This is a genomic window from Roseofilum sp. Guam (assembly GCF_017746735.1).
GTDB lineage: Bacteria > Cyanobacteriota > Cyanobacteriia > Cyanobacteriales > Desertifilaceae > Roseofilum > Roseofilum reptotaenium.
In genome coordinates, this window is sequence record NZ_JAGHZN010000037.1 from 17,695 (window position 1) to 42,536 (window position 24,842).

A 24,842-nucleotide genomic window follows, 5' to 3' on the forward strand; every position below is an offset into this window, starting at 1 on the left:
TCCTGGTTCCTTAAGAGCGCAATCGTCCCGATCGCAATATACTAACGACAAGCCATAATCCAATAAAGCTGGCGGCTCCAAATAAGACAGCGCTGAGTAAAGAGAGTTGGGGACTTTGGGCATTACTGGAAATAATGGCTGCTCCCATAATCAGGGAACCAACGAGAATGCTAAAGGAGAGGCGGTTAGCGGAGTCGTCAATACTGCGCCGAAGTCGCTCTAGATCTTTAACCTGAATATTCCAATTCAGGGTTTCTGAGGTTAAACGGTCGAGAAATAATTCAATTAAACGAGGGGATTGTAAGGAGAGACTTTTGAAATCGAGAGCAGTTCTGAGTAAGGTTTGAATGGGTTTATCTCCGAGCAATTGGCGCTGGAAAATATCGGTAATCAGAGGTTTAATTTGATCGAGTAAATTAATTTGGGGATTAAAGCCTCTGGCGACTCCTTCTAAGTTGGCTAAAGATTTGGCATAGAGTCCCATGTTACCGGGTAGACGAATTTTGTTTTTGCGGGCAACTTCGAGAATTTCGTAGAAGACTTCACTAAAGTTAATTTCACTCAAATTAACGTTATAGTATTTGCGAAGCATCCGTGTATAGTCGGCTTCTAAACGACTAAGATTAACGGGTTGATTAGATTCAGCTAAATCTAAGGTGAGTTGGGCGCAACGTTGGGCATCAATATCCACGATCGCCAGCAACATTTCGGTTAGAATTTGTTGAGTCCGTGGATCTAAGCGTCCAATCATGCCACAGTCTAACAGGGCCACTCTTCCATCATTGAGCAAGAAAATATTGCCAGGATGAGGATCGGCATGAAAGAAGCCATTAATATAAATTTGTTGGAAAAAGGCCCGGAAGAGGAGGGTGGTGACCTGATCTCGTTTTTGCTCGAGCGATAGGGTGGGAGTGACAAATGGGGTTAAGTCGGCTGAAAGGAGGGGTTTGCCTTCTAACCATTCTAAAACTAGGAGTTTTTCGCTGGTATAGTCCCAGTAGACTTGGGGAATAACAAGTTGTTTGGGGTCAAACCAGCGACTGGCAGATAAATTTTCTTGCATTTGTGTGGTGAAATGGCCTTCTTTGGTGAAGTCCAATTCATCACGCAAGGATTTGGTAAATTCGTCAGCGAGGGCGACTAAATCATAGTCTTGCCCAAAATCGCTCAGTGAGGCCAGTTCGGCTAATCCTTTAATGAGGGTAATGTCTTGCTCGACAATGCGACTAATACCAGGGCGTTGGATTTTTAAGGCAACTTCTTGCCCCGTGTTGAGGGTAGCACGATGGACTTGGCCGAGGGAACCGGCGGCGATCGCCTCTGGCTCAATTTGAGGGAAGGCTTCTTCTAAGGGAACAGGTAAACTTTGCCGCAGTTGGGCCTCCACATCTGACCAAGGCACCGCAGGAACATTAGCTTGCAAATCGGACAGAGCCGTAATATAACGACCCGGTAGTAAATCAGGTCGGGTACTGAGCAGTTGTCCTAATTTGACAAATACGGGCCCTAAATCAACCAGAATATTGCGTAATACAGTGGGAGAAGGTAACTTAGGTTCACCGGGTTGATCCCCTTTGAGCAAGCCTTCGATATAATCCCAACCGTTGCGGAAGACGACTTCTAAGATTTCCCGTTGGCGCGAACTGGTCTTGGTGAGTGCAAACATGGTGGGATTAATTTGGGATACTGTCTTAGTTTTAAAGCAAATTCTGATATTTGGGATTTTCTTTGAGCAGTCCCAGCACTTTTTTAATGTCTTGGGTGCGCTCTTTTTTGACGATTAAGGTGGCATTCCCATCACGGACAATAACGATATCTTCTAAACCAATCGTCACGACTAAACCCTCTGGATCGCGATCGTACACGATCGCCCCTTGGGTATCCAAGCTGACATGGTTGCCCAACTCTAAATTCGGCTGCTCTCCTTGCAATAGACGAGCCATGGCATTCCAGTCTCCCAGGTCATCCCAGCCAAAATCAGCCGGTAAAATATAGGCGAGTTGGGTTTTCTCCATTAAGGCATAGTCGATGGAAATTTTCGGTAACTGGCTATAAGCCGCTTTACCCTGGTTTTGCAGAGGGGTGAGAATTTCTGGGGCATGGGTGGCGAGTTCTTGCAACACAACCCCAGCGCGGAAGATGAACATGCCGCTATTCCAGCTAAAGTTACCCTGGGCGATAAACTGTTCAGCCGTGGTAAGGTCGGGTTTTTCCGTGAAGCGTTGCACCCGATACACCGGTAAATCCAGATAGCTACCCTTGGGTTCTCCCTGTTCAATATAGCCGTAGCCGGTGGAAGGATAGGCGGGTTTAATGCCGAGAGTAACAATAGCTTCTTCTGTGGCTGCGAGTTCTACGGCTGCTTGAATGGTTTTCTCAAAGGCGGGATAATCTCCAATCCAATGATCTGCGGGGAAAAATCCAATGACGGCATCTTCACCATAGCGCTGGGCAATTTCGAGGGTTGTCCAAGCCACGGCTGGTGCGGTATCCCGACCTTCAGGTTCTGCGAGGAGGTTCTCTGGAGGTAGTTGGGGTAACTGCTCTTGGACTCCAGCCGCCAGTTGGCTAGAGGTGCAGATCCAGAGTTTATCCCAACCTGGAGCCAGTTGAACCAGGCGATCGGCAGTGGTCTGCAACAGACTCGAACCGGTTCCATCTAAGCTCAAAAACTGCTTGGGCCGATGTTTGCGACTCAGGGGCCAAAAGCGCTCTCCTTTTCCCCCAGCTAAAATCACAGGCACAACGGTATGAGACATGGTGCAGAACTCCTTAAGGTTGCAAGGTTCAACTGTCGCTATGGTAGCATTCAATTAACAATTAATAATTAACAATTAACAATGATGAAATATTAGTTTGTGTAGTAAATTATTGTATGGGAAATTTATCTGGTGGGTGCGAGAAGTGCAAAGAAACCCGGTTTCTAGCGGCCCCCTAGCAAATGCTCGATACCTAAGACCAAATTCGTTCCATTGAAAGTGTAAAGGAGGGTAAAATCCCTTCCCCCGATAAAGCGATCGCATTTTCCACCACTTCCACCACTCGATCCGCCCGATAAATTTCTACTCGCTTATTCTTCGGATCGATCAGCCATCCTAACTGAGTGCCATTATCTAGATATTCCTGCATCTTAGTCCGCAGATCTTTCAGGCTATCCGTCTTAGAGCGCAACTCTACAACAAAGTCAGGACATAGGGGAATAAAGCCTTCCCTCTGTTCAGGAGTCAGCGCTTCCCATTTATCTTTGCTTACCCAAGAGGCATCCGGGGATCTGTTCGCTCCATTGGGCAACTCAAATCCGGTCGATGAGTCAAAATATTCTCCTAACGTCTCATTCGCTTCACCCCAAATACCGAGCTGAGTGCCGATTTTCGCATTTCGTTTACCGGTTTCGCCCCCTGTGGGTGGATTCACAATCAGTTCTCCTCTAGCAGTGCATTCAAGTCTGAGATCGGGATTTGCGCTAACTAATGCCACAAACTGTTCCCGTGTCACCTGGAGCAGTAGCTCGTCAGGTAATTGGAGTAGAAGTGGTTTAGGTGGGGAAGGAGCCTGTACCATTAGCATTTACCTTACGCTGCTTTGATCGCACTTCTATTTTAACTATAATCTAGAAATAAGCTCACAACAATTGCTCCAAAGATCGGAGGTTTTAACCCTATGGTGATGCAAGTAGAAAAAACTAAAACCTATACTCCTGAAGAGTATCTAGAGCAAGAAGTGAACAGTGATGAACGCCATGAATATATTGATGGGGAGATTATTCTGATGACGGGTGCAATGCCAAGTCATAACAAAATTGTCCTGAGTTTGGGAGCAACCCTCCATTTTTGTCTCAAACGCCAACCTTATGATGTCTTTGTCACCGATCAGCGCTTGTGGATTCCCGAAAAACGGATCTATACTTATCCTGATGTGATGGTTGTTCAGGGAGAATTGCAACTACAAGAAGGACGCAAAGATACTCTCACCAATCCGATCCTAATTGCCGAAGTTTTATCGAAGTCTACCCAGGGATACGATCGCGGCCAAAAATTCCAAGCCTATCGCACGATTCCCAGCTTACAAGAATATCTGTTAATCGATCAATATACGATGCAAGTGGAACGATATTTCCGCACTGAACCCAATCAATGGATGTTATCAGAATACAATCAGCCCGAATCGGTTATCCAGTTGAATAGCATTCCTGGAGAAATTCCCCTAGTAGATTTGTATGATAAAGTCGATTTTCAAAGAGATTCAGAATAGAAGGATCTGGGCAAGATGATTACTATAGAACAGGCTTGGCAACTTTTCGGTCTCAAGCGGGGTGCAGACCTGAAAAGCATCAAAAAAGCTTATCACCAACTAGTAAAACAGTGGCATCCGGATCGGTTTGTGGGAGATGAGAGTGCCATCAAACAAGCGGATGAAAAAATTAAGGAAATTAATCAGGCTTACGAGTTAATCAAACAGCAAGTATTGGAACCTGACTCTAGTAGAGTTCAATTGAAGACTGAAAAAAACAATCCTGATTTTTATTATCAGCGAGGGCTGGTTAATGCCGAATTGGAGGATTATCCAGAGGCAATTGAGGATTTCACTCATGCGATAAAACTGAATGAAAACTATCTCAAAGCCTATCAATATCGAGCGTTTCTCTATGAAAAATTAGGGTATACCTATAGAGCGGAAGCTGACTTTCTTAAGGTGAAGCAGATCAAGTTAGAACAAACTACTGCTTCAGTAAGTTATCCGGTTGAAACGCCGAAAGAGGAAGAGCCAATTCCAGAACCGGAAAGTCCGCCTAAAGAAGATAGTATTAAGTCTTCAGATTGGCAGTGTCTTCACATTCTAGCAGACCATAAAGATGGGGTTAGCTCTTGCGCGATCAGTGCCCAAGGTTTAGTGATTAGTGGTAGTTATGACTGTACGGTTAAGCTCTGGAATTTGAAAACGGGAGATCTTTTAAGAACGATTGAAGACCATAGCGATCGCGTCAATGCTGTTGCCTTATCTGCTGATGGTCAATCTTTCGCCAGTGCTTGTCAAAATGGAACCATCAAAGCTTGGAAACTGGGCAAAGGCAAGGTAGAAGAAATTCTCAGATTGAATGCTCATCAAGCTGCCGTTACTTGTATTCAGTTTAGCGCGAACGGTGAGTGGTTAATCACAGGATCTGAAGATAAAACAGTCAAAATATGGAATACTGAAACCGGTCAACTGCTGAAAATTTTGACCGGATATTCGGCCCATCTCATGGATCTGGCGTTGTCTGCGGATGGCAGATATTTTGCCAGTAGTGCTTTAGAACCCTTGGTGCGAATTCGACAAATAGCAGATGGAAAATTAGTCCGTTCGGTAAAAAGTCCATCGGCAATTTCATCTCTAGCATTTAGTCCTGATGGATTAATGTTGGCAACAGCAGGATATAATCATCAGATTTATCTCTGGCAAGTTCCGAATTATACGAAACTCTGGTCAGCTCATCAGGGTTCTCCCCTTTCATCTCTGGCCTTTAGTTTCCATCAACCCTTAATCGCTAGTGGCGGTGAAGATAAAGCGATTAAATTATGGCATACTCAAACTGGAGAATTGTTAGAGACCATTAGAGAACATGATGGAGCCATCACTGCACTGCAATTTTTAGCGCATCCTAAACTGCAAGTTCTCCTCAGTAGTAGTAAAGATGGAACTGTGAAAATTTGGAAAACCGAAAACGTGAATCCATAACTATGATCTGATTTGAGTTTTGAGAGAATTTATAAGGATCTCCTTGAGTCGGTGTAGCTCTATGTCACAATAGCCTTTGATTGTTGATTGTATAGGTTCACGGACTTGTCTGGACTGATTGACTATTCTTCTGGGAAAGATTCATGGGATCGTGGCTCTAGGGTAATCCAAGCCAATCAGGTCTTATTCTGGTGCTATGTCATTATTATCACTGCCTTAATTTCTGCTACATTGGGGGCGATCGCCGCTTTGCTAGTCCCCAAACAACTGATTACAATGGTGCAAGAGGAACCCCAAGAACAAGCACCTCTGGTCAATTTGGGGTATCCCTTTCAATATCGTCTCAGGCGATCGATGAATCTGTTGATCATGGGAGTTGATCGCGGATCGAGTGCTGGTTTTAGGGGTCGCAGCGATACGATCTTGCTCTTGCGTATTGATCCCAAAACCCAAACCATTAACCTGCTCTCCATTCCCAGGGATACCCAAGTGCAAGTTCCCCAACTGGGAGAGCGCAAAATCAATGAAGTGAACTTTTTAGGCGGTCCAGAGGTCACTATTGATGCAATTGAAGACCTGCTTAAGGGAATTCAGATCGATCGCTACATTCGCATTCAAAGAGGGGCTTTAACTGAATTAGTCGATCGCCTGGGAGGACTAGAGGTTTATGTTCCTAAGCCCATGTCCTACATCGATTATACCCAGAGCTTAACGATTGAACTCCTTCCTGGATGGCAAACCCTCAATGGTCAGCAAGCAGAGGATTTTGTCCGTTTTCGGGGGGATGCACTCGGTGATATTGGTCGGGTGCAACGTCAACAATTACTCCTCAAAGCCATCCAGCAACGTCTCAAAAACCCCGTAGTCATTCCCCGGCTTGCACAAGTGCTGAGAACAATGGAACCCTATATCGATACCAACTTGAGTCCAGAAGAAAGAATTGCCCTGATGCAGTTTACCCTGGACATGGACAACGAGGCTCTGAAAATGGTCATGCTCCCCGGTTCTTCCCAATTCTCGCCTTTCGAGAATACCAGTTATTGGATTATGGACGACGATGGCCGCGATCGCATCCTCCGAGAATATTTTCAGCAGTTTTGGATGGGAAATGTTTGGGATACCCCAGATTATAGTGTTTCCACCGGTCGAGACCCCACAACCCTCAGAATTGCCATTCAAAATGCCACTACCGAACCTGAATTAGCCCATCAAGTCGCTGATTATTTAGAATCGAAAGGCTATTATGACCTCTATTTTATTCCCGATTGGCCTCACCCCCTCAAAACCACTCAAGTCGTTGTCCAAAAAGGAGACCTGAAAGGTGGAGAAATTCTATTAGAAGAGTTGGAAATGGGCACGTTAGAAGCTATGTCTACCGGAGATCTAAGCTCGGATCTAACCCTAAGAATTGGAGAGGATTGGTTATCTGAATTTCCCCCCAATCCTTAGATTAAAGCGCTTGCTACCTCCAGTCAAGGCAGTAGTGGATTGTTTCATCTAATGTGATGCATTAGATTTTGTTTGTAGTGAAGGATTGAGCAATCTCCAGCTAGGCTTTTTAGCACTCTTCGTGCTTACTACAAACAAATCACTATTTTAGATAAAACAGTCCAGTAGGGTGCGTTACGCTGGCGTAACGCGCCCTACTGGATTTATCTGTTATATTATTTCTGTATGATGTTGCACGCTCACAAGGGGCCCCCAGCCCCTTGCCTCTCAGGAATCAATTGTCGCAAACATTTAAGGATTTGATATTATAATCTAGAAATAAGCTCACAATAATTGCTCCAAATATCAGAGGTTTTACCCCTATGGTGATGCAAGCAGAAAAAACTAAAACCTATACTCCCGAAGAGTATCTAGAGCAAGAAGTTAACAGTGATGAACGCCATGAATATATTGATGGGGAGATTATTCTCATGACAGGTGCAATGCCAAATCATAACTTAATCGCTGGTAATTTGTTTGCAACGTTAAACTTTTGTCTCAAACGTCAGCCCTACTTTGCCTTTATGACCGATCAGCGATTGTGTATTCCCGAAAAACGGATCTATACTTACCCTGATGTTATGGTCGTTCAAGGAGCATTACAATTGCAAGAAGGGCGCAAAGATACTCTCACCAATCCCATCCTGATTGCTGAAGTTTTATCGAAGTCTACCCAGGGATACGATCGTGGTCAAAAATTCCAAGCCTATCGCACAATTCCCAGCTTACAAGAATATCTGTTAATCGATCAATATACGATGCATTTGGAGCGATATTATCGAACTGAACCCAATCAATGGGTGTTATCAGAATATAGTCAGCCTGAATCTGTGATCCAGTTTCAGGCGATTCCTTGCGAAATTTCTCTAGTAGATTTGTATGATAAGGTTGATTTTCAAAGCGATTCAGAATAGAAGAAATAATCTCAATACCCTTTTATTGATGTATAATATCATTGATTACTGAAAAGTATTGATCGAATTTAGAATTGTTGATAGCGATCGCTATGACATTGGGGAATGCAGCGTGCAACAAGTCCACAGAAACCGGGTTTCTAACCCCCCCTATTCCCCATTCTCGGCGATTAACTGGTGATAAGTTGCCGCCATTTTATCTGGTTTTTCCAAGGGAAACAGCAAAATACTATCGATTTCTGGATTATTCACCAATTGAGGTAAATAGTCAAATTGTCGCTCTGTAATCGCAATTCCATCATTTGCTGCTACATACTTCATCTCATCTTGGAAGTTATCCATATTGTAGACTTGGATAAACACCCGATCCACATCCCAGTTTTCCCAATCTGCATCAAAATAGGTTTTTGCCCAATAGGGATTATGATGACAAATGTCAAAACTGATATTGGGATTAGCTTCTTTCATTTGAGCAATCATATTTTGGACAAAATCGGTTAATTTTTGCGTACGATCGCTCTTTCCAGGCAATTCGGCATGATATCCTAAGTAATCATCCCATTGCACTGCATCAATTTCGGGGTATTTTTCCACAAACTCCACTAGGACATTAGTCAACAGGGAGGCTACTTCAGGGACTGCTACATCTAGCACATAATGATCGATTCCTGTATGGGTTTTATCCACTCCCGCTACGATCCAGCGCTGATCGATCGCTAAATCAAAAATAGGGCTATTTTCGTCAATCTTAATCCCTTTCTCGAAATACGCATGAACTTCCATCCCCTGTTTATGCGCTTCATCAATCAGCCAATCTAGCCATTGATCCTGAAACTGGTTGGGACAACTTTCATACCCTAGTTTCTTCTCCATGACTTCACTCTTGTACATAGTGCAACCATTGCCCCAAACGCCATGGATAATGGTGTTGATACCTTGTTTTTTATAGTAGCGCACGCGATCGCGGATTGTGTTTTCACTCGCGTTTGCAGTAGCCAGATATCGACTCAGATAAATGCCTCGAATTGCGATTATTCGATCGGACTTTGGGACAGAGGAAGGAGAAGGAGATGCTACAACCTCTTCGGGGGTGAGAGATGGACGAATTGAGGGATCTGGAGTTGGTTTCTTGGCAGTTGGAGAAGGCTTAAGTGATGGCTCTGAGGAGGGAGTCGTGGAGGGGGAAGAAGGCAATGAAGAAGGGCTAATAGATGGCTCTGGAGTAGTTTCTCCGATGGGCAAGTTTAAGGCTGCAATAGCGGTTTTAATGTGGGGTAAAAGTTGGCCTAGAGGTAAACGGTGTCGTTGCGTAAATAACCCATAGCCTAGTCCTAAACAGAGGATAATTACAGAAAGAGGAATACTGGAGCATCCGCATCCCTTGGGCTTTTCTTGGGATTTTGACATGGGATTAAGATGAGAGACCTGATTTTCTAATTATAGGCAATCAACTGAGGGATAGGTAAAATTAGAGTCTGAAGAAAAGGCAATCGCCCCTTGACCATGATAAACTAGCCCTAGATTTAGTGAACTGTGCCATTATTCATGCCATATTGGTTGTTAAAATCAGAACCGACAGATTATAGTATTACGGATTTAGAGCGCGATCGCACCACGGTTTGGGATGGAGTACGCAACTATCAAGCCAGAAACTTCTTACGACAAATGAAAGTCGGCGATCGGGTGTTTATTTATCACTCCAATGCCAAACCCCCAGGCATTACCGGATTAGCAAGAGTGATTACCGAGAATGTCATCGATCCCACCCAATTTAATCCCCAGGATAAACATTACGATCCGAAAGCGACACGAGAAGCTCCTCGCTGGCAAACCGTGGATATCGAGTTTATAGAAAAATTTCCCCGCTTGATTTCAATTACAGAATTAAAACAGAAATTTTCCCCAGAAGAACTATTAGTGGTGAAACGGGGAAACCGCTTATCAGTGATGCCGATTGTAGAGGGAATAGCTGAACAAATTCTAGCTTTGATTAACAGCAACCAATAGACTTTTAAGTCATGATATTAGGTCGGATTAGCCTCATATTAAGCTGGACTGATTTAAATGGGAATTTCGATAATCAACTCTGTCCCCTCTCCCGGCTGAGAAACACATCGTAACTGTCCTTTATGTTGCTGGGTAATAATTTGGTAACTGGTTGATAAACCCAATCCTGTTCCTTGACCGACTGGTTTCGTCGTAAAAAAAGGATCAAAGGCTTTTTGGAGATTGGTTTTACTCATGCCCGAACCATTGTCCTGGATAGAAATTTGTACCTTTTGGGAATCCAGTATAGTGGTCGTAATATGAACGGTAGGATATTGATCGGGTGGATTTTTTTCTAAAGCATCAATGGCATTGGTAAGAAGGTTCAAAAATACTTGATTCAGTTGACTAGCCCAGCAGTGGATAAGAGGCAGTGGACTATAGTTTTTCAGGATTTTAATTTCTGGACGATTGTGTTGAGCCTTGAGACGATGGTTTAAGAGCAGTAAAGTATTTTCTAAGCCTTCATGAATATCGACTTTTTTATACTTAGATTGATCGAGTCGGGCAAAATTCCGTAATCCTTGAATGATTTTATAAATGCGCTCGCTACCGGCTTGCATGGAATTAAACAAACTCTCTACATCTGAGCGTAAATAATCTAACTCTATTTCTTCTAATTTTTGGACGATTGCTGTATCCACTTCCGAGGAGTGTTCCTCATAAAGGCTGACTAGATCGAGTAAATCTTGCACATATTGGCGAGCGTACATGATATTCCCAGAAATAAAGTTAATAGGATTATTGATTTCATGGGCAATTCCTGCTACCATTTGTCCCAAAGAAGACATTTTTTCGGTTTGAATTAATTGCGCTTGAGTTTGTTGCAATTGTTGGAGAGTTTTTTCCAATTGTTGGTTATTTTCTTGTAATTGTTGGGTTCTCTGTTCAACTTTCTCTTCTAAGTTGTGACTGTAGTCTTCTAACTGTTGGTAAAGTCGCGCATTTTCTAGGGAAATAGTGGCTTGAGTACCGATCAGTTTGAGAACTTCTAGGCGATCGCTGGTAAAGGTGCCGGTTGTGAGGTTATTTTCTAAATAAAGAATGGCGATCAGTTTGCCTTGATTCTGTAATGCCAGGCACAGTATACTCTTGGGTAAAGATTGGCTTAAGTACTCGTCAGAGGAAAATCGGGATTCCTCGATTGAATGATTCAAGACTAGAGTTTCACGAGTGCGCCAAACCCGATTGATGATAGTCAGGGGGAGTTCTTGAGTCGAAGCTAGAGGGAGAGAGCGCGCCAAAGAACGAATTTGTATGTTGGATGCATCGTCTATGTAGTCGGCGATCGCTTCAATCCATAAACTCTCCTGTTTCAGTAACAGCAAAGCTCCTTTAGTTGCTCCAGCATTTTCGATTAGAGATTGTATCAATTTTGCCAGTAATTGTTCTAGATTTATTTCTCCAGATAGGGCTTGAGAGGTTTTGATCGCTGAAGAAAAATCCAGAAAGATATTTGCCCCTGAACTGGTTGAAGTCAGATGAACAGAGGTAGCTCTAGAGGAATCAAAGTTCTCTGTAGTATACCTTGTTTCTGAATTTAGAATAGGAGCAAGTACCTGGGAATACCGTTGTTCCAAGTCTACAACTTTGGCTTGAGCGCCCCAGTGTGCATAAGCGTAGTAAGCATCAATGAGATAAATTTTGGCAACTTCGGGCATGTCTTGTTCAAAATAAAACTCTGCCGTTAACTCACAGGAGATCGCCTCATGGTGCAGATATTCACCTTCCTTTGCACCCGTTCTCGCTCGTTTATAACACTCCACAGCTTCCCACTTTTGACCTAGATTTCGTGCTTTTTCTGCTTGAATTAGATCGCATTGGTGCTGATAATTCAGGGGAGAAAACTTGGCCCAGTGTTCCATCTGAAGCAAATTCTGTTCTACTTTTTCCAAATAGTGTTCTGTCTCAACCAATCCAGTTTCTCGCACCCCAGCCAGTAAAGCTAGAGATGAATAAAAGATTGCCGGAATGGAAAATAGATTATTGCCATTCTCTTTTGTTTCTGGAATAATCAAAACAGCATTCTCCACAGCATTTAAATAATCATTAAATAAATAAGACAACATCATTTTAAGGAGATGATAATGATAAACCAATACTGTTTGATTTTCATCTATAAGTTCCTGTAATCTTTGCAATTCTCCCTGTGAATCATCCCTAAAAAGCTGAGTTGGATCTTCTGAATTTCCTTGTAAATTCTGGATTATTTGTTGCCAAGTAGCGATGTAATCTAGATGATAATCTTGCTTCAGTCGTTCAATCATCTCTTTGTATTTTTGGAATTCACTGCTGACGAAACCTAGATTTTCACCCATCAGAAAAAGAAAATGGCAATATTCTGCTGCCGAATAACTCGCGCATTCAAAATCACCAGATTCTAATCCATTTTTAATTCCTTCTAGCTCTAATTCTATACATTGTTTGGGATGTTGTTTCCAGAGCCTAGATCCTCCAGCAACAATATTTAGCACTTGGGCTTTAATCTCTGGAGCATTGAATCGTTCCATTAACTGAACAGACAGTTCGCCCAACTCATATCCAAGCTCAAGATCACCCAACCCTTCGCATAACAACATACTATACCAACCATAACCAACAATTGAACAGGAACAGTTGCCGTATGTTAGAGACAGATCGACCATTGTAAACGTAATTTGTTTCAATAATTCGGGATTGACCATCCAAGCGGTTGTAATAATATTAGTCAACAGATCCATTGCCGCTAACTTGTAAGGATCTGTCATTTCGGGTAGATCGATGAGTTGTTGTAAATTTTTGATTCGATCGCGGGGGTCATCCGATAATGTGATTTCCAACATCTGCAAAACTTTTAGACCAGAATCTATCACATTCTGCATCTTGTTTTGACTAATATCAGCCTGAATTAAAATGTTATAGACTTCAACTCGATCGAGAATATTTTTCGCTCGTTGAAGAACAATTTCAGCGAGACGTTCAATGCCTTCAAAGTTTGTACTTAAAAATTCGGCCTCTAGGGTGGCGACATACAGAGCTAGAGTGAGATCATACTGAGTTGACCAACTATTTTCTCCTAAGAAGGAGCGCCCCGCATTGGCATATTCCCTAGCTGCGGCGTAAGCGGTTGTGCTTTTAGCTTTTTGAGTAGCCAGCAAATTGAGTTGGGCAATTTCATCTCTCTGGGCGCGATCGCCGATCAGTTCCTCTGCCCTATTGAGATGATCAACAATCTCAAAAACATTCTCGACATCTGTATCTAGATGTTCCCAAAGCCGGCGACCAATTTCTAAATGAGTTTGTTTTCTTTGGTCTTCTTCAATTAAACTATAGGCAGCTTGTTGAACCCGGTCGTGGAGAAATCGATAACAGGGATTTGAAGCATGAATTGTAGATTGAGGTAGAGAACTTTGCAAATAGAATTTATAGACATCACTTTCTGGTAAAATAAAACCTTCAGCTAAAGATGACCATAAATGAACGGCTGTTTCTTCTGGAGTTCTTTGACCCGCCAGCGCTAAAGTTTTGAGATTAAATTTATTGCCAATACAGGCTGCTATTTTAATCACTTCTTGGGTTGTCGGTGATAATTTTTGTAATCGACCCATCATGAATTCCACGACATCATCGGTCAGCGTAAGCTGGCGAACCTTAGACATGTCACATTGCCAAGACCCCACATTCACATTAAATTTAATCGAACCATCGTCATGTAACCCCTTCAAAAACTGTGTGGTAAAGAAAGGATTTCCCTGAGTTTTTTGATAGATAAAATCGGCCAAAGGTGAAGCAATTTCAGCAGAACACAGCAAGGTATCAGCTATTAAGGAGGTAATTTCTGGCTTACCTAAGGGATTCAGAGTTAAGGTATAGGGCATTATCCCCTGCTTCTTAATTTCCTCCAGGGTTAACATTAGGGGATGGGTGAGGAAAACTTCATTATCTCGATAGGCTCCAAGGAGCAATAAATATCCCCCTTCTGAATCATCCATCAGTAACTTTAATAGATTCAAAGAAGCTAAATCTGCCCACTGTAAATCATCCAAAAATATGACCAGGGGATGCTCTTGGGTAGTGAAGACACCAATAAACTGGCTAAAGAGTAAATTAAACCGGTTCTGGGCAGCACTCCCAGAAAGTTCTAGGACTGGGGGTTGTTGGCCGATGATCTGTTCGAGTTCTGGTATGATATCAACGATTACTTGGCCATTCTCTCCCACCGCTTGTAGGATTCTGGCTTTCCAGATGGCTAATTCTGCATCGGAATACCCTAACAATTGTTCGATCAACTCTTGGAATGCTTGCACCAAAGCAGAGAAGGGAATATTACGATTAAATTGGTCAAACTTTCCTTGAATAAAATAGCCCCGCTGTCGGACGATGGGTTTATGGATTTCGTTAATGACTGCGGTTTTCCCAATCCCAGAAAACCCAGCAACGAGCATCATTTCTGTTTCTCCAAAGCTGACTCGCTCAAAGGACTCTAAAAGAATTTGTACTTCTTGCTCTCGCCCGTAGAGCTTTTCAGGAATCAGGAAGCGATCGCACACATCCCGTTGTCCGATCGCAAATCTGGCTATCTCTCCAGTAGCCTGCCACTCCTGCAAACACTGTTCTAAATCATACTTTAATCCCAAGGCACTTTGATAGCGGTCTTCTGCATTCTTGGCCATCAACTTCAAGACAATATCCGACAGCACTTGAGGAATAGTTTCCCGACTCCCTAATTCCGCAGGCATTTTTGCCAGGTGACAATGCACTAATTCCATGGGATCGTCACTTGTGAAGGGTAATTCTCCTGTGAGTAATTCAAAAAAAGTCACTCCTAGAGAATAAAAATCACTCCGATAGTCAATTCCCCGGTTCATACGTCCGGTTTGTTCTGGAGAAATATAAGCTAGAGTTCCTTCAAGGACATGGGGATTCATCAATTGCTGTTGCTCTTTGGGCAGCAAACTGGCAATACTGAAGTCAATCAGTTGAACGTGGTGAGTTTGGGGATGAATCAGGATATTGCTCGGTTTAATGTCTTTGTGGATAATTCGCTGTTTGTTCAAATAATGCAGCGTATCGGCTAACTGAATGGCAAGGATCAGAAACTCGGATAAACTGTAATGGGAGTGCTGCCAATACTTTCCAAGACTAATTGCTCCCTCATCTGGCATCACTAGGGCATAGCCGAGATCGCAACGTTCTAGGGCAAGGGGTCGAACAATTCCAGGATATTCCAGATTAGAGGCGATCGCATACTGGTTGCGAAATTTTACCAATTCATTGAAGGTGGGGTGCTGATTACGCAGGACTTTGACGATAACGGGTTGGCGATCGCTCACTCTTATTCCGCGATAGACCATTGTCCGGCCACCACTATAGACCAATGTCACTTCTGCATAATTTTTTGAATCAAGACTTGTCATTCGGCAATAAGAGTTCAAATAATACCCTCAATATAACAAATTATGAGGTTAAGCAAATGGGATGATTTTAGTTATGGACAGCTCTAGGAAAGGAGAAAACTGGATTTTTCTGATTCCCGATTCGGTATCAGAAAGAATAGCGAATCGGGATTTCAACTATAAACGCCGTTTCCCCAGGAGACGAGACACAAGAGAGAAACCCCCGATGTTTTTCTGTAATAATTTGGTAGCTAATTGATAGTCCTAAACCTGTGCCTTGACCCACGGGTTTTGTCGTATAAAAAGGGTCAAAAAGCCTGGCTTGAGTTTCCGCATTCATGCCCAATCCGTTATCCGTAATCCGAATCATAACATTTTCACCAGCCACTCTAGTTTCAATCGCAATCGTCATCCCAGGCGGATCTTCTGATGTCAGAGCGCGTGATTTCTCTTCTAACGCATCAATCGCATTGGTCAAAATATTCATAAATACCTGATTGAGTTGTCTGGCATAACATTCGACCAAAGGCAATTGACCATAATCCTTAATCACCTCAATTTCTGGCCGCCAACTGATCGCCCGTAAACGAGGGTTTAAGATACTGAGGGTGCTATCAATACCTTCATGCAAATCAACTGCTTTCAGTTCCGATTCATCCAAACGGGAAAACGTGCGTAAAGACTGGACAATTTCCTGAATGCGATTAGTTCCGACTTCCATAGAATGGAAAATTTTCTGACAATCTTCTTGAATAAAATCCAAATCAATCGCTTCTATTTCTGCGGCAACCTCTGGATGGGGCTGGGGATAGTAACGTTGATAGACACTCACCAAATCCATTAAATTCTGGCTATAGCCTTGTGCGTGGGTGATATTACCATGAATAAAATTCACCGGATTATTGATTTCGTGGGCAACTCCTGCCACCATTTGTCCTAAACTAGACATTTTTTCACTTTGGATTAACTGAGCTTGCGTCAATTTCAGTTGCTCTAAAAGTCTTTCGAGTTCTTGAGCGCGGGCTTGACTTTGGGCAAGTAGATCGGCTTGCTGAAGGGCGATCGCCACTTGAGCAACCACAGCTTTGAGAAAATCAACTTCATCATCTTGCCAAGAACGCACCTGTTGACTCTGAATACAGGTAATAATCCCAAAATGATCAAATTCTGTAGCAATAGGCAGCACCAGGATAGACTGATTTCCTAAAGCCATTAACCGCTCTCGGACGGCCCGATCTTCAACCGTAGAAACATCATCAATCTTAATAATTTCTTGACTTAATAACAGGTGTGACAGGGGGCCAAAATTAGCCGCAGGATGTTTCCCTACAAAACTAGGTAAGCCTTCAATCGTCACTTCAGCAATAACCTCCCAATAGGCTCCATCCTCTTGTTCCACATAGGATGCAAAATGAGTCCGGTCTACTTCTAAAAACCGTTGAATTTCATATACAGTTGTATGTAGAATCCGATCGAGATCTAGGGAGGTGCGAATTTGATGGGCAATTTGATTGAGTAATTCCGATCGCTGGGCCTGTTTTTCAATCCGTTGCGCTGATTGAGTCAGAGCAATCTCCGACATTTTTCGACGTGTATCATTGAGTACCGATCCGAGTAATCCGATGGTCTCCCCGCGATCGTTTCGCCAAATCTCTCCCATTAAACGCAACCATTGGATTTTACGCTCTGAGACAACAATACGGTGTTCAATACTAAATTCTTCCTCTTTCTCTAACGTTTGTTCAATGACATGCAAAACTCGATCGCGATCCTGTGGGTGAATCAAGGCAACATAATTTTCAAATCTGCCATGAAATGATCCTAAAGGCAACCCCAAAATTCCTTCTACACCATCAGACCACATCACATCATTTGTGTACCGATTCCAACTCCAACAGCCCATTTTTCCGGCTTCTAGGGTCATTTGTAATAAAGTCTCTTTCTGACGTAGCGCTCTTTCAGCTCGAATTCGTTCTATTTCTGCTCCCGCTCGTGCTGCAAAAATCTCTAAAATGGAAGATTGCAGGTCTAGATCTTTTTCCATAGGTTGAGTATCCAAAACTGCAATAAATCCCAACAATTCTTCTTGGGCATTTAAAATAGGCATTCCAACATAGCTTTCTGCTCCAATACTAACCAAGTATTGATCGTTAGGAAATTGGAACTGGAGACCCTGTGCATAACAACAAAATGTCTTATTTTCGACTATTGTATTACAAGGAGTATCGATGAGATTATACTGGATTTTTCGACTGAATTCTGAGCCTTCCCAACCGGCTAGTACGTTGGCTAAGGGTTCACCTTCTTGGGAGGTCACTTCAACAATAAACGCATAAGCAACGTCTAGAGATATAGCAATACATTTAACGCAGGATTTGAAAAAAGCTTCTCCCGTTTGTGAGGCAGTTCCTTCTACAATAGAGTGCAAGGCCTGTTCTTGTCGTTTGCGATCGCTAATTTCAATACTCATCCCATCCCAGACCACCGCACCGTCAGTTTGTCTTTCTGGTCGAGCAATAACTTGTACCCACTTCAGGATAGATTCGTCAGTAATAATCCGATGTTCATGTTGAAATTTTCTTAGGGAGGTTCGTGATTCTTCTATGGCTTGCTGTAGGGAGGGCATATCTGTAGGATGAACGGAATCAAAACAGGTAATAAAGCTTTCCGGATCGAGTTCATAAAGATCTCGACTGCCTTCGGAAACATAGGGGAAGGAACGAGTACCATCCGCTTCGATCCGAAATTGGAAAATTAATCCAGGGAGATTATCAATTAACCGTTGTAATCGGGCTTGAGTCGCCTGTAATTTTTGCGTGCGATCGCTGACTTGTTCTTCTAGCTCTTGATTCAGCTTTTGTAATTGTTGCTCGGCAATTACACGATCTGTGACATCAATAAACGTACCTAAAATACCAACGACTTCTCCCGATTGATCGTGCAAAGGAATTTTATTCGTTTCTACCCAATGATGGCTGCCATCCTGGTGTTGCATCGATTCGATAATTTTTAATTCTGGGGTATCGGAGTCCATAATTCGGCGATCATCGGCCCGATATTTTTCTATTTCTTCTGGTTTACAAGATAAATCATAATCCGTTTTTCCTATTATCTCTGAGGGGGAATTTAAGCCAACAAATTCAGCGAAATATTGGTTACATCCGACAAATACAGACGAACAATCTTTCCAGAAGATGGCTTCGGGAATATGGTTAATTGCTAAGGATAAAAAATTTTCTGCTTCAGAGTGATAGCTGGGTAAACGCTCTAAGTCCGCTTTAACCGTTTGCAGTTCCTTAACCGTGTCTTGCCAATGTTGGTTTACTCTGGCTAAGGCTGCTTGTAGATCTTGGTTTTGGGACTCAAGGATAGCAATTTTCTCTTGAGCATTAATAAATTTTGATGACATAATATAGCAAAGGAGTTGCACTTAACCCTAAATTAATCCCCAAAGGCTTAAATTTGAGTTTTTCTTTGAGCGACTCAGCCTGATTGAGTCTCCTGAACGCAAACCAACTCTTGAATTATACTTTTAAATCAGGAGAAAAGCAAAAAAATCTAGAAACTCTTTACACTCTCAGTTATTCAAATTAAGCCTAACTCTTGGGATAATTTGAATAAGAGATCTTCTGCCGAGTTATCGACCAGTTCCGCATCTAAAATATCAAACGCTTCATGGTCTGGTTCAGTCGTATTTTGGGAATGATTTGGGGAATCTGAGGAGGGTGTCCCCTGGGTTTGAACGGTTTGAATGGTTTGGGATAACTGTTGGCAGAATTGGCGCTCCCGATGTTGAGCTTGGGAGAGAGCCTGTTTTTGCTGGTCATTGATGGCGATGAGGCGATCGCATCGCTCGGTTAATTGAGTGATTTGCGATCGCAACTGCTCGATCTGCCCCCTGTAATCTGGAGAGTGCCTTAGTTCCGAAAATTCCTCCTCCAACTCACCTAAGCGCTCCTCCACCTCACCCAACCGCTCTTCTACCTCATCTTCATCCTGCTGCTCAAAAAACTCTCCCAAAATCTCATTGACAGCCCGACTATACTGGATCTTGCCCTGACTTTGGCGATACTCATCCAGAAACTCCTCATTCTCGGCTGTCAAATAAACCGTAATCTTCTTCTTTCGCGACTTCATCATAGAATTAAAAAGATGTAACCAAACCATACCTCTAAGACCAAGGCCTATGACCAGGATTGAGACCAAAACCGACCCAATGGTTATCAACATGGGGCCGCATCATCCCTCCATGCACGGAGTTTTGCGGTTAATCGTCACCCTCGACGGAGAAGACGTGATTGACTGCGAACCAGTCATCGGTTATCTCCATCGAGGTATGGAAAAAATCGCCGAAAACCGCACCAACATCATGTTTGTCCCCTATGTTAGCCGTTGGGATTATGCAGCAGGGATGTTTAATGAAGCCATTACAGTCAACGCTCCCGAACAATTGGCAGGGATAGAAGTCCCCAAACGCGCCAGCTATATTCGGGTCATTATGCTCGAACTCAACCGTATTGCCAACCACCTTCTGTGGCTTGGCCCCTTCCTGGCTGATGTTGGCGCTCAAACGCCCTTTTTCTACATCTTTCGAGAGCGAGAACTTATTTATGACCTCTGGGAAGCAGCCACAGGCCAACGCCTCATTAACAATAACTATTTTCGCATGGGCGGTGTAGCGGCCGACTTACCCTACGGTTGGGTCGATAAATGTATCGACTTTTGCGACTACTTTGACCCCAAAGTGGATGAATATGAAAAGCTGATTACCAATAACCCCATTTTCCGCCGTCGGATTGAAGGAATTGGTACCATTTCCCGGGAAGAAGCCATCAATTGGGGACTCTCTGGCCCCATGTTACGGGGTTCGGGGGTGAAGTGGGATTTACGCAAAGTAGACCACTACGAATGCTACGATGACTTCGATTGGGAAGTCCAATGGGAAACGGCTGGTGACTGCTTTGCCCGTTATCTGGTGCGGATTCGGGAAATGCGAGAATCGATTAAGATCCTTCGCCAAGCCTTAAAAGGACTACCCGGTGGCCCCTACGAGAACCTCGAAGCCAAACGCATGGCAGCCGGGCCAAAATCAGAGTGGAGTGGCTTTGATTATCAATTTTTGGGTAAAAAAGTAGCGCCAACGTTCAAAATTCCCTCTGGAGAACATTATGTTCGCCTAGAGTCTGGAAAAGGAGAATTAGGCGTATTTATTCAAGGATGTGATGATATGTTTCCTTGGCGCTTTAAGATTCGGGCGGCTGATTTTAATAATTTGCAAATTCTGCCCCATTTGTTGCGCGGCATGAAAGTGGCCGATATTATGGCGATTCTCGGTAGTATCGATATCATTATGGGATCGGTCGATCGCTAAGTGAGACAGCCGTGTTCGCGCTTTATGTGGTACATTTCTATCCCCCCAATCCCCCTTAGAAAGGAGGCAGTAAAAGTCCCCCGCTCTTTGGGGGATTCAGGGGGGTTTTCTTACTGTATTTCATTACATCGCAAACCTCTGTATGTATTACCTAACACGAAAGGTGAAGCGCTATCTATACTAGGAGAAGGGAACTTTATCGGTGTGCTGTATGATGTCCGATCTTGACCGCCAACTGATTCAAGCGGTTAAAAGTAAAAACCTTTCTCTGGTCAAGCAATTGCTCAATGCTGGAGCTAATCCCAATGTGACAGATGGCAACCAACATATACTACGGATGTGTGAATACGAGAGAGAAATTCGCTACGAATTAGTTAAAGCTGGAGCTTGGGAAAATCGACTCAAAACTGAATTGGTGGCAGCCCTTCCCTATGGGATTGAGGTCGTCCGCACCCTAGTCGAGAAAGGAGCAGATGTGAATGTGCAGACCATTGGTGGTGGAACGCCTCTTTCTGTAGCTGCTGGCAGGGGTGATCAAGACATGGTATTTCTGTTAATTGAGTCGGGTGCCGATCTTGATGCTGAAGCGCCTCTCCTTTGTGCGCTTAAAGGTAAGCATTGGGAAATTGCTATGCAATTACTTCATGAGGGAGCCGATCCGAATGTAACCGATGACTTTGACACAAGAGCGATCGCCTTAACTGTAGCCGCAGGTAATTACCCAAAAGCTAATGAAGTCTTAAAAGCACTTCTGGCTGCTGGTGTCGATGTCAATCAAGAGATTTCGGGGATTACGATTTACCCTGAATCTGAAGCCAATCAAGCCCTAGAAGAACTCGAAGCCATCAAAGCTCAACCTTCTCCATCTCCTAACGTCGAACCCATTCATATTAGGGATACATTTCCCTTGACTTTGGCGGCTCGATGTGGATGCGCTCAAACGGTTGCCATTCTTGTAGAAGCTGGCGCTCATCTCCATCAAAAGGATGGTGAAGGTTTGAGTGCCTTTGATTGGGCAACTTTTAACCAAGATACCCAAGTTTTCGAGGTGCTGCGCTCCTTTGGCATTATAGATACTCAAATCTTCCCCTCCCTCGATGAAATTTTGCTCAAAGCAGCCGTTGCGGGGGCAGTGGATGCGGCGAGATCGGCTATTGAGCAAGGAGCAGATGTGAATACTCGCGATCCAAGGCGCGATACGAGAAATAAAACGCCACTGATGTTAGCCGCAAGGGAAGGCCATGTAGACATGGTAAACCTACTCCTCTCGGCTGGTGCTAACCCCAATCTCGATGACCTGGCTGGTGGAGAGGTACCCTTCTACTTTTCTGGTTCTTATCATACTGATTTCTTAAAACAGCATGGTTACCAAGCCGGGAGAACAGCCCTCATGTTAGCAGTGGAAGCCAGTCACCTCAATGTTATAGAGGCTTTATTGGCAGCTAAACCCGACTTGAATCAACAGGATGGCTTGAACGTAACTGCCCTGATGATTGCCTGTGAGAAGGGACATCTGGACATTGTGCAACGATTATTGGCTGAAGGGGCTGATATAAATGTGCAAGCCAAAGGTGTCAGTGCTTTAAACATTGCTGTTTGGGAAAAACACGAAGAAATCGCCCTGTTCTTGATTCATCAAGGAGCTGATTTTCTGGTTCAGAGTCAAGAGGGGGACACTTTATTAATGCGAGCTGCGCGTATGGGTTCTTTAGCGTTAGTGCAGCTCTTGTTAAGTAAAGGGATGGATGTGAATGCTAGGAATGGGGACAGCACTGCTCTAATTCATGCCTTGACTTACTACAATTCAGAGGAGGAAAATCTTGAGGTGATTGAGGCTTTGTTAGCAGCAGGAGCTGACCCTAATTTGGGTTATAAGGGAGGAACAGCTTTAACTAGAGCGATTTATCGAGGCAGTGTCGATGCAATTCGTGCATTACTGGCTGCGGGGGTGGATATTGAGCAACGAGACCGAGAGGGTCAAACAGCATTGAGCCTAGCCAAGTTTTTGGGTCGCTCTGATATCTTAAACTTATTGCGGGAACAGGTAGGCGATCGCGCTAAAGAATTGGAAGAAGAAGACAATCCCCGCGCTGATGTGGAGTATGAATATCCTGATTTTTCGGAGCGCGGGCGCAATCCTGCCTATGCGGAAGCAGTGCAAGAATTAGCAGACATCTGCGGCGATAAACCGATTGAATTTGGCGATCTTGAGGGTGGATTTTACATCAATGTCAGAACCAATAAACGCAAGGGTTTAGACGTGGAAGCGGTGCAAAATCAGTTCCTGGCTAAGGGATTCTATGTTTTTGCTTCTAGTCGCACCATCTTTGATGATTTGCCCGAATGTTTGACGATCTTTCCCACTACCGATAAGTATGAGGCGATCACGGCCATGGAGACAAATGGAGATAACTATGGTATTGGCACGGGTTATGTGTTGCAATGGTTGCAAGAATTAGAAGTCCAACAGCCGTTTATTGTTACTTATATTCGTTATGATTTGTTAAGACTTCGCTTTCTCTCCCCCCTAGAAGATGTCGAGTATTGGGCTGATGAAATGTATGAATTCTGCCCTGATATCATTGACCAAGGATTTATCGAGCGGGAGAGGCTCGTTCAATCTTTGAAAACGAGCGATCGCATCAGCTTTTGGTGGGATTAAGATCGAGTTTAAGTCAGATAATTCATCGGATCGACGGGAGTGCCATTTTCCCTTACTTCAAAGTGTAAATGGGGGCCAGTGGACAGTCCAGTCGATCCAGTAGCGGCAACTACATCTCCTTGAGTAACACTTTGTCCTTCCCGCACATAAACTTGACTGGCATGGGCATAGAGACTCGTAATACCATTCCCATGATCGAGAATCACCGTATTCCCATAACCCCCATACCATCCAGCGTATAGAACAATCCCATTTTGAGCCGCATAGATAGGAGCGCCATAGTCAGCCGCAAAATCTAGGCCGTTATGAAACCGTTGATCGCCGAAAATGGGGTGAGTGCGCCAACCAAAATTACTGGAAAATTCCCCATAACTGGGGGTAAGCATTTTCCCAGGTTTGAGCTTAAGCACTTTCCGTAAGGACAAGGATGAAGTTTCCAGGCGCTGGCGAATTAAGACTTCTAAGTTTTGAGAGTCTTTTTGTAATTGAAGATAGGCGGCATCTAGAGCTTGTTGATCGCTATTCAACCGTTCAATTAATTGGACTTGAACTTGACTTTGCGTTTGATAATCACTTTTTTGATTGACCAATTGTTGGCGCATCAGTAACAATTGATTATAAGTTTGTTCAACATCTAGGGTCTGTTGTTGAGTCTCATCCAAAACCGCTTTAACCGTTAGCAGCAGTTGGCGATCGGCCAATGCCAGTTGTGTTAAGCGATGACGACGACTGAGAAAGTCGGTGAGGGTTTCACTCTGAAGCAATACAGATAACCCGGAATGACGCGGTTGTCGTTGCAGAAATTGGAAGCGGGCGATCGCGCCTTCAGCTAAGTCTTGATACTCTAGTTTCTGGGTGTGTAGTTCTCCCTTGAGGCGATCGAGATTTTGGGTCGTGCCTTCAATTTGATCTTCAATCCCCTTGAGTTGACTTTTCGTCAGCTTTAAAGTGCCTTCAAGACCTTTCAGGTGTTCTTGAGCAGCTTTCTCTAGGTGTTTCAAGCGCCCTTGTTCCTTGGAAATCAGTTTTTGATCCTGTTCGAGTTGTTCCTGTTGTTGTTGAAGCTGATCGACTGAAGGTGACGCAGAGGCGATCGCATTTCCTGAGAACCACAAATAAACCATCATCAAACCCGCAACCAGGAACTGGAGAAACCTTTGCCTCATCTTACCCAACTCCACAACTGAAATACTTAATCGATTACCCATTACCTATTTCCCATTACCCATGATCGATTACCAGCACCCAGCACTATAAAACTTATAGCGTAA

General features: G+C 43.6%; 15 protein-coding genes. 7 read left to right on the plus strand and 8 right to left on the minus strand.

Annotated elements, in window-relative coordinates:
- Positions 1-10: 10 nt before the first annotated feature.
- The 3 genes from J7529_RS15355 to J7529_RS15365 form a co-directional block, all read right to left on the minus strand.
- Positions 11-1,666 carry an AarF/ABC1/UbiB kinase family protein gene (locus J7529_RS15355; RefSeq protein WP_318729714.1) on the minus strand — a complete coding sequence of 552 codons (1,656 nt, stop codon included), beginning with the start codon at positions 1,664-1,666 and terminating at the stop codon, positions 11-13.
- A 31-nt stretch (positions 1,667-1,697) separates the two neighbouring features.
- Positions 1,698-2,759, minus strand: coding sequence for a mannose-1-phosphate guanylyltransferase (locus tag J7529_RS15360; RefSeq protein ID WP_271944975.1), 1,062 nt, complete (start codon positions 2,757-2,759; stop codon positions 1,698-1,700).
- Between the two features lie 193 nt (positions 2,760-2,952).
- Entirely contained in the window at positions 2,953-3,561 is a 609-nt protein-coding gene (locus J7529_RS15365) for a Uma2 family endonuclease (RefSeq protein ID WP_318729716.1), read from the minus strand.
- 99 nt (positions 3,562-3,660) lie between these two features.
- Here J7529_RS15365 and J7529_RS15370 point away from each other — a divergent pair, with 99 nt between their 5' ends.
- The 4 genes from J7529_RS15370 to J7529_RS15385 all read left to right on the plus strand — a co-directional run bounded on the left by J7529_RS15370 (position 3,661) and on the right by J7529_RS15385 (position 8,117).
- On the plus strand, positions 3,661-4,251 hold the full coding sequence (locus tag J7529_RS15370; RefSeq protein WP_318729717.1) for a Uma2 family endonuclease: 591 nt from the start codon (positions 3,661-3,663) through the stop codon (positions 4,249-4,251).
- 15 nt (positions 4,252-4,266) lie between these two features.
- On the plus strand, positions 4,267-5,715 hold the full coding sequence (locus tag J7529_RS15375) for a DnaJ domain-containing protein (RefSeq protein WP_318729718.1): 1,449 nt from the start codon (positions 4,267-4,269) through the stop codon (positions 5,713-5,715).
- Between the two features lie 105 nt (positions 5,716-5,820).
- Complete coding sequence (locus J7529_RS15380; RefSeq protein ID WP_318729719.1) at positions 5,821-7,164, plus strand: LCP family protein; 1,344 nt, start codon at positions 5,821-5,823, stop codon at positions 7,162-7,164.
- Between the two features lie 362 nt (positions 7,165-7,526).
- Positions 7,527-8,117, plus strand: coding sequence for a Uma2 family endonuclease (locus J7529_RS15385; RefSeq protein ID WP_318729720.1), 591 nt, complete (start codon positions 7,527-7,529; stop codon positions 8,115-8,117).
- Between the two features lie 150 nt (positions 8,118-8,267).
- On the opposite strand, the gene J7529_RS15390 is transcribed toward J7529_RS15385, so the two are convergent.
- Positions 8,268-9,524, minus strand: a complete 1,257-nt coding sequence (locus tag J7529_RS15390) for a family 10 glycosylhydrolase (RefSeq protein ID WP_318729722.1) — start codon at positions 9,522-9,524, stop codon at positions 8,268-8,270.
- A gap of 138 nt (positions 9,525-9,662) precedes the next feature.
- Between J7529_RS15390 and J7529_RS15395 the strand changes: the two genes are divergently transcribed.
- Complete coding sequence (locus J7529_RS15395; protein ID WP_318729723.1) at positions 9,663-10,124, plus strand: EVE domain-containing protein; 462 nt, start codon at positions 9,663-9,665, stop codon at positions 10,122-10,124.
- Positions 10,125-10,177: 53 nt separating this feature from the next.
- Here the strand turns inward: J7529_RS15395 and J7529_RS15400 are convergent, their stop codons facing one another.
- The 3 genes from J7529_RS15400 to J7529_RS15410 form a co-directional block, all read right to left on the minus strand.
- On the minus strand, positions 10,178-15,559 hold the full coding sequence (locus J7529_RS15400; RefSeq protein ID WP_318729725.1) for an AAA family ATPase: 5,382 nt from the start codon (positions 15,557-15,559) through the stop codon (positions 10,178-10,180).
- A 127-nt stretch (positions 15,560-15,686) separates the two neighbouring features.
- A complete protein-coding gene (locus J7529_RS15405; RefSeq protein WP_318729726.1) occupies positions 15,687-18,947 on the minus strand; it encodes a PAS domain-containing protein in 3,261 nt (1,086 codons plus the stop codon).
- Positions 18,948-19,123: 176 nt separating this feature from the next.
- Complete coding sequence (locus tag J7529_RS15410; protein WP_318729727.1) at positions 19,124-19,678, minus strand: hypothetical protein; 555 nt, start codon at positions 19,676-19,678, stop codon at positions 19,124-19,126.
- A 46-nt stretch (positions 19,679-19,724) separates the two neighbouring features.
- Between J7529_RS15410 and J7529_RS15415 the strand changes: the two genes are divergently transcribed.
- Together J7529_RS15415 and J7529_RS15420 are read left to right on the plus strand one after the other, a co-directional pair.
- Positions 19,725-20,909, plus strand: a complete 1,185-nt coding sequence (locus J7529_RS15415) for an NAD(P)H-quinone oxidoreductase subunit H (protein WP_271944802.1) — start codon at positions 19,725-19,727, stop codon at positions 20,907-20,909.
- 211 nt (positions 20,910-21,120) lie between these two features.
- Positions 21,121-23,571, plus strand: coding sequence for an ankyrin repeat domain-containing protein (locus tag J7529_RS15420; protein ID WP_318729728.1), 2,451 nt, complete (start codon positions 21,121-21,123; stop codon positions 23,569-23,571).
- Between the two features lie 8 nt (positions 23,572-23,579).
- On the opposite strand, the gene J7529_RS15425 is transcribed toward J7529_RS15420, so the two are convergent.
- Positions 23,580-24,779: a murein hydrolase activator EnvC family protein gene (locus tag J7529_RS15425; RefSeq protein WP_318729729.1), complete on the minus strand. Its 1,200-nt coding sequence runs from the start codon at positions 24,777-24,779 to the stop codon at positions 23,580-23,582.
- Between the last annotated feature and the right edge of the window lie 63 nt (positions 24,780-24,842).

Bases quoted from the DNA above. Each gene is read 5' to 3' on its own strand.
- J7529_RS15355 (WP_318729714.1), bottom strand. From the start codon at position 1,666: ATGTTTGCACTCACCAAGACCAGTTCGCGCCAACGGGAAATCTTAGAA.
- J7529_RS15360 (WP_271944975.1), bottom strand. From the start codon at position 2,759: ATGTCTCATACCGTTGTGCCTGTGATTTTAGCTGGGGGAAAAGGAGAG.
- J7529_RS15365 (WP_318729716.1), bottom strand. From the start codon at position 3,561: ATGGTACAGGCTCCTTCCCCACCTAAACCACTTCTACTCCAATTACCT.
- J7529_RS15370 (WP_318729717.1), top strand. From the start codon at position 3,661: ATGGTGATGCAAGTAGAAAAAACTAAAACCTATACTCCTGAAGAGTAT.
- J7529_RS15375 (WP_318729718.1), top strand. From the start codon at position 4,267: ATGATTACTATAGAACAGGCTTGGCAACTTTTCGGTCTCAAGCGGGGT.
- J7529_RS15385 (WP_318729720.1), top strand. From the start codon at position 7,527: ATGGTGATGCAAGCAGAAAAAACTAAAACCTATACTCCCGAAGAGTAT.
- J7529_RS15390 (WP_318729722.1), bottom strand. From the start codon at position 9,524: ATGTCAAAATCCCAAGAAAAGCCCAAGGGATGCGGATGCTCCAGTATT.
- J7529_RS15395 (WP_318729723.1), top strand. From the start codon at position 9,663: ATGCCATATTGGTTGTTAAAATCAGAACCGACAGATTATAGTATTACG.
- J7529_RS15400 (WP_318729725.1), bottom strand. From the start codon at position 15,559: ATGACAAGTCTTGATTCAAAAAATTATGCAGAAGTGACATTGGTCTAT.
- J7529_RS15405 (WP_318729726.1), bottom strand. From the start codon at position 18,947: ATGTCATCAAAATTTATTAATGCTCAAGAGAAAATTGCTATCCTTGAG.
- J7529_RS15410 (WP_318729727.1), bottom strand. From the start codon at position 19,678: ATGATGAAGTCGCGAAAGAAGAAGATTACGGTTTATTTGACAGCCGAG.
- J7529_RS15415 (WP_271944802.1), top strand. From the start codon at position 19,725: ATGACCAGGATTGAGACCAAAACCGACCCAATGGTTATCAACATGGGG.
- J7529_RS15420 (WP_318729728.1), top strand. From the start codon at position 21,121: ATGATGTCCGATCTTGACCGCCAACTGATTCAAGCGGTTAAAAGTAAA.
- J7529_RS15425 (WP_318729729.1), bottom strand. From the start codon at position 24,779: ATGGGTAATCGATTAAGTATTTCAGTTGTGGAGTTGGGTAAGATGAGG.